Origin of the sequence: Roseicyclus sp. (assembly GCF_052168335.1) — a bacterium.
Classification (GTDB): domain Bacteria; phylum Pseudomonadota; class Alphaproteobacteria; order Rhodobacterales; family Rhodobacteraceae; genus Roseibacterium.
Genome location: NZ_JBQLZP010000687.1, coordinates 1 through 11,869, shown reverse-complemented (window position 1 = coordinate 11,869; position 11,869 = coordinate 1). Strand labels below are relative to the sequence as shown.

The 11,869-nt window shown below is 70.9% G+C and carries 10 protein-coding genes and 1 pseudogene; 9 read left to right on the top strand and 2 right to left on the bottom strand.

Going from position 1 to position 11,869, the window contains the following annotated elements; genetic code table 11:
• From ACTS11_RS20955 to ftsH, 6 genes and pseudogenes are all read left to right on the top strand, one after another.
• Positions 1-698: pseudogene (locus ACTS11_RS20955) on the top strand (energy transducer TonB); the annotation flags it as partial.
• A gap of 112 nt (positions 699-810) precedes the next feature.
• Positions 811-2,088, top strand: a complete 1,278-nt coding sequence (tolB, locus tag ACTS11_RS20950; protein ID WP_442642218.1) for a Tol-Pal system beta propeller repeat protein TolB — start codon at positions 811-813, stop codon at positions 2,086-2,088.
• An 83-nt stretch (positions 2,089-2,171) separates the two neighbouring features.
• A complete protein-coding gene (gene pal / locus ACTS11_RS20945) occupies positions 2,172-2,681 on the top strand; it encodes a peptidoglycan-associated lipoprotein Pal (RefSeq protein WP_442642217.1) in 510 nt (169 codons plus the stop codon).
• 4 nt (positions 2,682-2,685) lie between these two features.
• Complete coding sequence (ybgF, locus tag ACTS11_RS20940) at positions 2,686-3,543, top strand: tol-pal system protein YbgF (RefSeq protein WP_442642216.1); 858 nt, start codon at positions 2,686-2,688, stop codon at positions 3,541-3,543.
• Positions 3,540-4,808, top strand: coding sequence for a tRNA lysidine(34) synthetase TilS (tilS, locus tag ACTS11_RS20935; protein WP_442642215.1), 1,269 nt, complete (start codon positions 3,540-3,542; stop codon positions 4,806-4,808). The genes ybgF and tilS overlap by 4 nt, the downstream gene beginning before the upstream one ends.
• 77 nt (positions 4,809-4,885) lie before the next feature.
• Complete coding sequence (gene ftsH, locus ACTS11_RS20930) at positions 4,886-6,805, top strand: ATP-dependent zinc metalloprotease FtsH (RefSeq protein WP_442642214.1); 1,920 nt, start codon at positions 4,886-4,888, stop codon at positions 6,803-6,805.
• Positions 6,806-6,892: 87 nt separating this feature from the next.
• Here the strand turns inward: ftsH and ACTS11_RS20925 are convergent, their stop codons facing one another.
• Entirely contained in the window at positions 6,893-7,186 is a 294-nt protein-coding gene (locus ACTS11_RS20925) for a hypothetical protein (protein ID WP_442642213.1), read from the bottom strand.
• 139 nt (positions 7,187-7,325) lie between these two features.
• Between ACTS11_RS20925 and ACTS11_RS20920 the strand changes: the two genes are divergently transcribed.
• Positions 7,326-7,925 carry an MOSC domain-containing protein gene (locus ACTS11_RS20920; protein ID WP_442642212.1) on the top strand — a complete coding sequence of 200 codons (600 nt, stop codon included), beginning with the start codon at positions 7,326-7,328 and terminating at the stop codon, positions 7,923-7,925.
• A 37-nt stretch (positions 7,926-7,962) separates the two neighbouring features.
• Here ACTS11_RS20920 and ACTS11_RS20915 read toward each other — a convergent pair whose 3' ends face one another.
• Complete coding sequence (locus ACTS11_RS20915) at positions 7,963-8,787, bottom strand: hypothetical protein (RefSeq protein WP_442642211.1); 825 nt, start codon at positions 8,785-8,787, stop codon at positions 7,963-7,965.
• A 458-nt stretch (positions 8,788-9,245) separates the two neighbouring features.
• On the opposite strand from ACTS11_RS20915, the gene ACTS11_RS20910 reads away from it, so the two are divergent.
• Positions 9,246-10,922, top strand: a complete 1,677-nt coding sequence (locus ACTS11_RS20910) for a formate--tetrahydrofolate ligase (RefSeq protein WP_442642210.1) — start codon at positions 9,246-9,248, stop codon at positions 10,920-10,922.
• Between the two features lie 144 nt (positions 10,923-11,066).
• A partial coding sequence (folD, locus tag ACTS11_RS20905) for a bifunctional methylenetetrahydrofolate dehydrogenase/methenyltetrahydrofolate cyclohydrolase FolD (RefSeq protein ID WP_442642209.1) occupies positions 11,067-11,869 on the top strand: 803 nt, incomplete at its 3' end.

Below are 11,869 nucleotides of genomic sequence, written 5' to 3'. Positions count from 1 at the left end.
CCCCGTCGCCCGAGCCGGACGTCGAGACCGCGCCCGAGGTTCTCGACCAGCCGGTCAGTCCCGATGTCAGCGACGCCCCCGCCGAGGAGGCGGCCGAGACCGCACCCGAGGAGGCGACGACCGAGATCGTGACCGAGGCCGAGACGCCCGCGGGCGGCGCCGTGACCTCCTCGATCCGCCCGCCCGCGCGCCCGCCGCGCCCCGCGCCGGTGGAGACCGCCGCCACCGAGCCCCAGCCGCAGCCCGCGCCCGAGCCGGACCCCGAGCCCGCGCCGCAACCGCAGCCCGCGCCCGAAGAGGACCCGCTCGCCGACGCCATCGCGAGCGCCGTGGCCGACGCGGTCGCGAACCCGCCGCCCTCGGCGCCGTCGGGCCCGCCGCTCGGCCAGGGCGCGCGCGACGGCTTCCGCATCGCGGTGCAGGCCTGCTGGAACGTGGGCGCCCTGTCGACCGAGGCGCTCGGCACCACGGTCGTCGTCGCCTTCGACATGGCCCGCGACGGGCGGCCCGAGGCGGGGACGCTGCGGCTCCTCGAATTCTCCGGCGGGTCGGAAGCCGCCGCACAGCAGGCCTACGAGGCCGCCCGCCGCGCGATCATCCGCTGCGGCGCCAATGGATACGATCTGCCCGAGGAGAGTTACGACCACTGGAGACAGGTCGAACTCGTCTTCAATCCCGAGGGGATGCGCCTGAGATGATCCGCGCCGCAGGCCCCACATCCGCAACGACCCACGCCGCGGCCGCGGCAGGAGGTGAGTAGTGTTGAAACGGTTCGCAATCCTGATCGCGGCGCTCTTCGCGATCGTTCCCATGCCGGTCGCGGCGCAGTCGCCGGGGCCGCTCCGGCTCGAGATCACCGAGGGCGTGATCGAGCCCTTGCCCTTCGCGCTGCCGACCTTCATCCCGGCCGATGCCGGCGCCACCGACGTGGCCCAGGACATCACCCGCGTGATCGCCGCCGACCTGCGCGGCACGGGCCTCTTCCGGCAGATCCCGGAGGACGCCTACATCTCGCAGGTCACGAGCTTCCAGAGCCCGGTCCAGTATGCCGACTGGCAGGCGATCAACGCCCAGGCGCTCATCACCGGCGAGGTCGAGACCCGCGGCGAGCAGATCGTCGTGCGCTTCCGTCTCTTCGACGTGTTCAGCCAGGCGCCGCTCGGCGAGGGGCTCCAGTTCGTGGGCGACGCTGCGTCCTGGCGGCGCATGGCCCATACCGTCGCCGACGAGGTCTACGAGCGGATCACGGGCGAGGCGGGCTACTTCGACACGCGGGTCGTCTTCGTCCACGAGGAGGGCCCCAAGAACGCCCGCCTCAAGCGCCTCGCCATCATGGATTACGACGGGGCGAACGTGCAGTTCCTCACCGACAGCCGCTCGCTCGTCCTCGCGCCGCGTTTCAGCCCGCAGGGCGACCGCGTGCTCTACACGAGCTACGAGAGCGGCAGCCCGCAGGTCTACCTGATGGACGTGGCCACCGTCACGAGCCGCCCGCTCGAGGCGATCCCGGGCGGCAACATGACCTTCGCGCCGCGCTTCTCGCCCGACGGCAACAGCGTCGTCTTCTCGATGGAGCAGGGCGGCAACACGGACATCTACCTCCTGAACCTCTCGACGGGGCAGCGCACGCAGCTCACCAATGCTCCCTCGATCGAGACGGCGCCGAGCTTCTCGCCCGACGGCCGCCAGATCGTCTTCGAGAGCGACCGGACCGGCAGCCAGCAGATCTACGTCATGCCCGCCTCCGGCGGCGAGGCCACGCGGATCAGCCGCGGCACCGGGCGCTACGGCACCCCGGTCTGGAGCCCGCGCGGCGACTACATCGCCTTCACCAAGCAGGAGGGCGGCCGCTTCCACATCGGCGTCATGCGCACCGACGGCTCGGAGGAGCGCCTGCTGACCGCCTCCTTCCTCGACGAGGGACCGACCTGGGCGCCGAACGGGCGCGTGATCATGTTCACCCGCGAGACGGCCGGAACGGACGGCGCGCCCGCGGTGTATTCCGTCGATCTGACGGGCCGGAACCTCCAGCGGGTGGCGACGCCCGGCATGGCCTCGGACCCGGCCTGGTCGCCCTTGCAGAACTGAACCCCGCGGGGCGGCACCGATGGACCGGCGCCGCCCCGCATGATAGTTTCCCGGAAAATCCGGAACCCGAGGATACCGAGCACATGGCACTCAAGAGCATTTCCAGAACCGGCGTGATCGTTCTCTGCGCCGCATTGGCCCTGACGGGCTGTTCGCGCGGCATGATGGGCGGCGCGGGCGCCGGCGGAGCAGGCGCGGACGGCTTCGGCGCCGCTTCGGACCCGACGAGCCCGGCCTACTTCAACACGGTCGTGGGCGACCGCGTCCTCTTCGCCGTCGACCAGTCGACGCTGAGCCCGGCCGCGATGGCGACGCTCGACCAGCAGGCGAGCTGGCTCCTGTCGAACCCCGAATACACCGCCCTGATCGAGGGCCATGCCGACGAGCAGGGCACGCGGGAATACAACCTCGCGCTGGGCGCCCGCCGCGCCGCGGCCGTGCGCGACTATCTCGTGGCGGGCGGCGTGCCGGATGCGCGCCTGCGGACCATCAGCTACGGCAAGGAGCGCCCGATCGAGATCTGCTCGAACGAGAGCTGCTACCAGCAGAACCGCCGCGCCGTCACGGTGATCTCGGCGGGGCCGGGGGTCTGATCCCATGCGGCTCGTCGCGCCCATCGCCCTCTGTCTCGCGCTGGCGCTGCCCGGCGCCGCCGCGGCGCAGGACCGGACCCAGACGCTTGCCGACATCCGGCAGGAGCTGTCGGTGCTCTATGTCGAGCTCCAGCGCCTCGGGCGGGAGCTCAACACCACCGGCGGCGCGACCGGCAGCGGGGCGAGCGGCACGGCGCTCCAGCGGATGGACGCGATCGAGGCCGAGCTTCGCCGCCTCTCTTCGCTGACCGAACAGCTCCAGATCCGCGTCGACAGCGTCGTGCGCGACGGGACGAACCGGCTGGGCGACCTCGAGTTCCGGCTCTGCGAGCTGACGCCCGATTGCGACATCTCCACGCTTCCGCCCACGCAGAACCTCGGCGGGGTGGAGCCGACGGGCGCGGCGCCGCTCCTGCCCGCGCCGGGCACCGGTACGGCGGGCGGCGGCACCGGAGGCGGCACGGGCGGCCCGCAGCTCGCCGTGGCCGAGCAGGACGACTTCGACCGGGCGCGGGCGGCCTTCGAGGCGGGCGACTTCGCACAGGCGGCGACCCTCTTCGAGGCCTTCACCCAGACCTATCCGGGCGGACCGCTCAGCGCCGAGGCGCATTTCCTGCGCGGCGCCGCCGAGACCCAGCAGGACAACTGGAGCCGCGCCGCGCGCGCCTTCCTCGACAGCTTCACCGCCGCCCCGGAAGGCGAGCGCGCGCCCTTCGCGCTGACCAATCTCGGCCGGTCGCTCGGCCAGCTCGGCCAGATCGAGGAGGCCTGCGTCACCCTCGCGGAGGTCGGCCTGCGCTATCCCGGCAGCCCCGCCGTGGCCGAGGCCGAGAGCGCGCGGGTCAGTCTCGGCTGTTCGTGACCGGCGAGGGCCTGGCGGAGCGTTTCGCGGCCCGGATGGGCCACCTCCTCGGGCCCGAGTTTCCACCAGTTCTCGGCCTCGCCGTGTCGGGCGGCGGCGACAGCATGGCGATGCTCGCGCTTGCGCACGGCTGGGCGCGGCACATGGGGGTGCGCCTCCGGGTCGCGACGGTCGATCACGGCCTCCGGCCCGAGAGCGCGGCGGAGGCCGCCATGGTCGCCGCCGAATGCGCGACCCTCGGCCATGCGCACGACACGCTCGCATGGCGCTGGGACGGACAGGGCAACCTCCAGGACGCGGCGCGGCGCGCGCGGCTGTCGCTCATCGGCGCGTGGTGCGGCGAGGCGCGTCACGTCCTCTTCGCGCACACGCTCGACGATGTGGCCGAGACCTTCCTGATGCGGCTCGAGCGTGGGTCGGGCGTCGACGGCCTGTCCGCCATGGCCGAAAGGCGCTGGATCGCGGAGGGGGGCTACTGGCAGGTGCGCCCGCTCCTCGGCGCGCGGCGGGAGGAACTGCGCCACTACGCACGCACGCTGAAGGTGCCCTTCGTCGACGATCCCTCGAACGACGACCCCCGCTTCGGCCGTGCCCGCGCGCGGCAGGCGATGGCGGCGCTCGGCCTCGATGCCGAGGCGCTCGCGGCGACGGCGGGGCGGCTCGCCCGCGCGCGGGTGGCGCTCGAGGCGCGGATGGTCGAGGTCGCGGGGCGAATCGCGCGGACCGAGTGCGCGCTCGGCCTGCCCACGGGCATCGTCGCGATCGACCGCGACGGCCTCGCGGACGTGGAGCGCGAGACGCAACTGAGGCTCCTCGCGCGGGCCATCGGCTGGGTGACGGGGGCCGGGTACCGGCCCCGCGCCGCCGCGCTGGAGGAGGCGCTCGACCGCGCGCTCGGCGGCGCCGGATCGACGCTCCACGGCGCGCGGATCCTCGTCGGGCGCGACGTGCTCCGCATCCTGCGCGAGCCCGCCGCCGTCGCCCATGTCGCCGCCATCGCGGGGCAGGGAGCCTGGGACGGGCGCTGGCGCCTTTCGGGTGAGGCGATCGCCGGCCTCACCGTCCGAACGCTCGGCGAGGATGGCTGGCGGCAGGTCGAGGAGAAGCCGAGGGGCGCGCCGCCCCACGCGCTGTCCCTCTCGCTTCCGGCGGTCTTCGACGGCGAAACCCTCTTCGCCTGCGCCCATCTCGGGCACGGTCCGGCGCACGAGGTCGCACTTTCGCCCCCGTCCGGCCCTTTCGTCGCAGGGAGTATTCCGCATTGAAGTCGCGGTCCCCATCTCTATCTTTGTCACAATGCGCGGCCCGCCGTGGCCGCTGCCGTTTTTGAGGAGACTTCCCCTTGGGCAACGCGAGAAACGTCGCATTCTGGGTCATCCTGTTCCTGCTGATCCTGGCGCTGTTCAACCTGTTCTCGGGCGGACAGTCGCAGATGAGCCAGCGCACGGTCGCGTATTCCGACTTCATCCAGCAGGTCGAGAACGGATCGGTGATGACGGCGACCCTCGACGGCGAGCGGGTGCAGTTCACCACCTCGGACGGCTCCTTCTCCACCGTCGCCCCCTCGGACGCGAACACGACCGAGGCGCTTCTCGCCAATGACGTGCGGATCGAGGCGCAGCCGCAGGAGCAGTCGGGCTTCCTCAGCGTGCTCTCGCTCTGGCTGCCGGTCCTCGTGCTGATCGGCATCTGGATCTTCTTCATGAACCGGATGCAGGGCGGCGGGCGCGGCGGCGCGATGGGCTTCGGCAAGTCCAAGGCCAAGCTCCTGACCGAGAAGCACGGCCGCGTCACCTTCGACGACGTGGCCGGCATCGACGAGGCCAAGGAGGAGCTGGAGGAGATCGTCGAGTTCCTGCGCAACCCGCAGAAATTCTCGCGCCTCGGCGGCAAGATCCCCAAGGGCGCGCTGCTGGTCGGCCCGCCCGGCACGGGTAAGACGCTTTTGGCTCGCGCCATCGCCGGCGAGGCGGGAGTGCCCTTCTTCACCATCTCGGGCTCGGACTTCGTCGAGATGTTCGTTGGCGTCGGCGCGTCCCGTGTGCGCGACATGTTCGAGCAGGCCAAGAAGAACGCGCCCTGCATCGTCTTCATCGACGAGATCGACGCCGTGGGCCGGTCGCGTGGCGTGGGCTACGGTGGCGGCAATGACGAGCGCGAGCAGACGCTGAACCAGCTTCTCGTCGAGATGGACGGCTTCGAGGCCAATGAGGGCATCATCATCGTGGCCGCCACGAACCGTCCCGACGTGCTCGATCCCGCGCTGCTGCGCCCCGGCCGGTTCGACCGGCAGGTGCAGGTGCCGAACCCCGATATCCGGGGCCGCGAGCGCATCCTCGGCGTCCATGCCCGCAAGGTGCCGCTCGGCCCCGACGTGGACCTGCGCATCATCGCGCGCGGCACGCCCGGCTTCTCGGGCGCGGACCTCGCCAACCTGGTGAACGAGGCGGCGCTGATGGCCGCGCGCGTCAACCGCCGCTTCGTGACGATGGACGACTTCGAGAACGCCAAGGACAAGGTCATGATGGGGGCCGAGCGCCGCTCCATGGTGATGACCGAGGAGGAGAAGAAGCTGACCGCCTACCATGAGGCCGGTCACGCCGTCGTCGGCCTGAACGTTCCCCAGCACGACCCGATCCACAAGGCGACGATCATCCCGCGCGGGCGCGCTCTGGGCCTCGTCCTGTCGCTGCCCGAGCGCGACCAGCTCTCGGTCAGCTACACGAAGTACACCTCCAAGATCGCCATGGCGATGGGTGGCCGCGTCGCCGAGGAGCTCGTCTTCGGCAAGGAGAACGTCACCTCGGGCGCCGCCTCCGACATCCAGCAGGTGTCCAAGATCGCGCGCGCCATGGTCACGCAGTTCGGCTATGCCGAGGATCTCGGCTACATCGACTATGCCAACGAGCAGCAGAGCTATCTCGGCGCCTATGGCGGCGGCACCAACCACTCCGAGGAGATGCAGAAGCGCATCGACGCCGAGGTGAAGAAGCTGGTGGACGAGGGCTACCAGACCGCAAAGCGCATCCTGACCGAGAAGCGCGACGACCTCGAGCGGCTGGCGCAGGGGCTGCTGGAATACGAGACGCTGACCGGCAGCGAGATCCAGAAGGTGATCAACGGCGAGCCGCTGAACCGCGGCGACGACAGCGACGATGCCTCGAGGCCCGGCGGCACGCCCTCGATCACGGCGGTGCCGAAGACGAAGAAGCCCAAGTCCGACCCCGACACCGGCGGGCTGGAGCCCGAGCCGACGGCCTGACCCAAGAGGCCGGAGGCGACCCAAGGAAAGCCCCGCCTCGGCGGGGCTTTTCCGTTCTTTCGGGTCGCATCCTGCGGGCTGGGGCGCTCAGTCCTTCATGTAGTGCTTGCGCGCTTCCTCGAAGCCCTTCTCCATCGAGGACCAGGCGTCCTTGAAGTGCTTCTGCATCTCCTGCATCGCGGCCATGTTCGCCTGTCCGACCTTCTCGAGCGTCGCCTGCGCCTCGGCGCGCTGCTTCTCCATATTGGCGAGATGGGACTGGAACTGCTTCTGTCCCTCCGCCGTCATCTTCTCGGCCTCGGCCTGCATCTTCTTCAGCTCGGCGTTCCACTTGTCGAGCTGCGCCTTGGCTTCCTTCACGAAATCGTCCTGTGCGGCCATGTCTCCTCCGGCATCTGGCGGTTGCGGATATGCCCAGTGTAGCACGGCGCGGTTGAAATGGCGGCGACGAATGCGCGCGTTTCCGGTTGCGCCGGGCGGTGGCCGGCGCTCAAGTGGCGCCGCCACTGGAGGTGACGCAATGCCCGCACTCGTTCCCACCGACCACGTCGCCGAGGTCGTCTGGCTCGGCCGCAACGCCGACCGCGACGCGGCGCTCCTGAGCGCGCCGGTCGACAGGCTGGAACTCGACTTCGCCGGCCCGCGGGGGGAGAGCCATTCGGGCCTCACGCGCCCCTCGGACAGCCGCGTGGTGGCGCAGTATCCCAAGGGGACCGAGATCCGGAACGTCCGCCAGGTCTCGATCCTGTCGGAGGAGGATCTGGCCGCGATCGCCGGTGCGATGGGACTGTCCGCGCTCGACCCCGCCTGGTTCGGCGCGACCATGGTGTTGCGGGGCATCCCGGACCTGACGCTGGTGCCGCCCTCCTCGCGCCTTCAGGACGAGGCGTCGGGCGCGACGCTCACCGTGGACATGGAGAACCTGCCCTGTCATCTCGTCTCGCGCGAGATCGAGGCGGCGCATCCCGGGTTCGGAGGTCGCTTCAAGCGCGCCGCCCAGCACCGCCGCGGCGTCACCGCCTGGGTCGAGCGGGAGGGAACCATCGCGCTCGGGGCGCGGCTGCGCCTCCACGTGCCCGGGCAGCCGCGCTGGCCGCACCTTGCGACCGGGCGGACGTAGGACCGCGCGCCGCGCGGTCCCCGTCGCCTCCTTCCGATCAGAACGTGCTCTCGTAGCGGTAATAGACGACCGGCACGTCGCCCTCCGCGCCGTCGTCCGATGCCGTATCCTGCGCATTGCCCTCGCCGGAGCCTTCCGCGTCCGACAGCGCCGCCTCGCGCGCGGCCTCGAGGTCGTCCATGCGGGACTGGCGATACTCCTCCGCGCTCACGGTCCCGGAGCGGTCGGTGTCGATCTCGGTGGTCCGCATGTTGATCTGCGCCCCGATGTCGCGCCGCGCCGAGTCCTGCCGCGACCATTCCGCCGCGTCGATCATCTCGTCGGCGTTGGTGTCGAGGTCGCGGAATGCCTGGGCGGAGCGCGCCGCGACGTCGTCGGAGGTCATCTCCGAAAGCGGCCCGCCCGCCTCGTCGGGCGACAGGACGATGTAGCGGCGCAGCACCATCATGCGGGGATCGTCCGCCGACAGCGACGGGTCGGAATGGATGTCGTCATAGGCCGCCTGTGCGGCGTCCATGAACTCCTGCGCCGAGAGCATCCCGTCGGCGTCGGTATCGGCCTCCGCCATGTTCTCGGCGCTGCGGTCCGTGCTCGCGGACTGCGTGCCGGCGATGAGGTTGAGGCAGGCCACGATCTCCTCGTTCGTGAGGTCGCCGGAGCGGTCGGCGTCCAGCGCCTCCCACTCGGCGTCGATGGCGGCCTGAAGCTCCTCGTTCGAGATCAGCCTGTCGTCATCGGTGTCGGCATGCACGTAGCCTTCCGTGCAGAATGGCGCCACCTCGCTCGGGGGCGGGTCTTCCTGCGCCACGGCGGGGGACGCGGCGGCGAGGGCGAACATGCTGGTCCACAGGATGCGGGTCATCGGAACCTCCTTCGTGCGATCGGGCCCGCGCCGGTGCTCGGGCCGCGGCGTCGGGCGTTCCGGCCGGCGCGCACGCCGACCCAGGACAGGAGGCGAACGCGGCACGCGGAGGCGATGTTCCCCGGAGGGCGCGCGCGGCGCCCGTTCAGATCGCCAGAACGAAGATGATCCCGGCCGACATGCCGAGGGCGAGGCCCCAGAAGACGAGCAATGCCGCGGCTGTTCCCATCATGGACCGGCCCTCCAACCCTGTCGGTGTTCGTTGCGGCGAGGTGTGGCACGGGCTTGCTTAATGCCCGGTTGATGCGGGCGGCCGTTCCCGATCATTTCACGAAATTCCTTTCGGAAACCCGCGTGACGGGAAGTCCGGGGGAAGTGTCGCAATCCGTCCTGTCCCCGGGCGTCCGGCCCGCTATAGGCGGGGAAACGACCGACCTCGCGGAAGGGGAGCCGCCCAGATGGCCTTCAAGACTGACATCCAGATCGCGCGGGAGGCGCGCAAGAAGCCGATCCAGGAGATCGGCGCCAAGCTCGGCATCCCGGCCGAGGCGCTCCTGCCCTACGGCCACGACAAGGCCAAGGTCGGGCAGGACTTCATCGCGGGGCTGTCGGGCCGGCCGGACGGCAAGCTGATCCTCGTGACCGCGATCAACCCGACGCCCGCGGGCGAGGGCAAGACCACGACGACGGTGGGTCTCGGCGACGGGCTGAACCGGATCGGCAAGAAGGCGGCGGTCTGCATCCGCGAGGCCTCGCTCGGGCCGAACTTCGGGATGAAGGGGGGCGCCGCGGGCGGCGGCCACGCGCAGGTCGTGCCGATGGAGGACATGAACCTCCACTTCACCGGCGACTTCCACGCGATCACGGCGGCGCACAACCTGCTCGCCGCGATGATCGACAACCACATCTACTGGGGCAACGACCTGCAGATCGACGAGCGCCGCGTCGTCTGGCGGCGCGTCATGGACATGAACGACCGCGCGCTCCGCGACATCGTGGTGTCGCTCGGCGGCGTCGCCAACGGCTTCCCGCGCCAGACCGGCTTCGACATCACGGTGGCCTCCGAGGTCATGGCGATCCTCTGCCTCGCCTCGGACCTCGCCGACCTCGAGCGGCGGCTCGGGGACATGATCGTGGCCTACCGGCGCGACAGGTCGCCGGTCTACGCCCGCGACCTCAAGGCGGACGGCGCGATGACGGTGCTGCTGCGCGACGCGATGCAGCCCAACCTCGTGCAGACGCTCGAGAACAACCCCGCCTTCGTGCATGGCGGGCCCTTCGCCAACATCGCGCATGGCTGCAACTCGGTGATCGCGACGCGGACGGCGCTGAAGCTCGCCGACTACGTAGTGACGGAAGCGGGCTTCGGCGCGGATCTCGGCGCGGAGAAGTTCATGAACATCAAGTGCCGCAAGGCGGGTCTCGCGCCCGACGCGGTGGTGATCGTGGCGACCGTGCGGGCGATGAAGATGAACGGCGGCGTCGCCAAGGCGGACCTCGGGGCCGAGAACGTCGAGGCCGTGAGGAAGGGCTGCGCCAATCTCGGCCGGCACGTGGAGAACGTGCAGAAGTTCGGGGTGCCGGTGGTCGTGGGCATAAACCATTTCGCCGGCGACACCGAGGCCGAGATCGCGGCGGTGAAGGACTATGTCTCGGGCCTCGGGACCGAGGCGGTGCTCTGCCGCCACTGGGCCGAGGGCGGGGCGGGCATCGAGGATCTGGCGCGGAAGGTCGTGGACCTCGCCGAGGGCGGCGCGTCGGGCTTCGCGCCGCTCTACCCCGACGGGATGGGCCTCTTCGCGAAGATCGAGACGATCGCGCGCGAGATCTACCGCGCGGGCGAGGTCATCGCCGACAGGAAGGTGCGCGACCAGCTGAAGGAATGGGAGGCGCAGGGCTACGGCGATCTGCCCGTCTGCATGGCCAAGACCCAGTATTCCTTCTCGACCGACCCGAACCTGCGCGGCGCGCCCGAGGGCCACACGATCCCCGTGCGCGAGGTGCGCCTCTCGGCCGGGGCGGGCTTCGTCGTGGCGATCTGCGGGGAGATCATGACGATGCCGGGGCTGCCGCGGGTGCCGGCCTCGGAGACGATCCGTCTGAACGGCGAAGGCCTGATCGAGGGGCTGTTCTGACGGGGCCGCGCCGGTCGGGGCATCGAACCCCGCCCGGCGCGCGGACCGCCCGTGCCGGGCGGCCCGGTGTGCCCGGCTTGCTGAGCTCCGCGCGGGATGGCAGGCGGGGTCGTGCGTATTTCGGGAAAGATGAAGGGGACGGGCATGGCGGCACGGATCATCGACGGGAAGGCCTTCGCCGCGACGGTGCGGGGGCGGGTGGCCGAGCGGGTCGCGGCCCTGAAGGCGGCGCAGGGGATCGTGCCGGGGCTGGCCGTGGTGCTGGTGGGCGAGGATCCGGCGAGCCAGGTCTACGTGCGCAACAAGGGGGCGCAGACCGCCGAGGCGGGCATGGCGAGCTTCGAGCACAGGCTCGGCGCCGAGGTGCCGGAGGCGGAGCTGCTGGCGCTGGTCGACCGGCTGAACGCCGATCCGGCGGTTCACGGCATCCTCGTGCAACTGCCGCTGCCGCCGCACTGCGACGCGGCCAAGGTGATCAACCGGATCGCGGTGGAGAAGGACGTGGACGGGTTCCACGTCTCGAACGTGGGGCTGCTCGGCACCGGGCAGAAGGCGCTCGTGCCCTGCACGCCGCTCGGCTGCCTGATGCTGCTGCGCGACCTGCATGGCGATCTGTCGGGGATGGAGGCGGTTGTCGTCGGCCGCTCGAACATCGTGGGCAAGCCCATGGCGCAGCTTCTCCTCGGCGAGAGCTGCACGGTGACGGTGGCGCATAGCCGGACGCGGGATCTGGGCGCGGTGTGCCGGCGGGCGGATATCCTCGTGGCGGCCGTGGGCCGGCCCGGGATGATCCGGGGCGACTGGGTGAAGCCTGGCGCCACCGTGATCGACGTGGGCATCAACCGCGTGCCGCATCCGGACGACCCCGCGAAGACGCGGCTGGTCGGCGATGTCGACTTCGCGAGCGCATCGGAGGTCGCGGGCGCGATCACGCCGGTGCCGGGAGG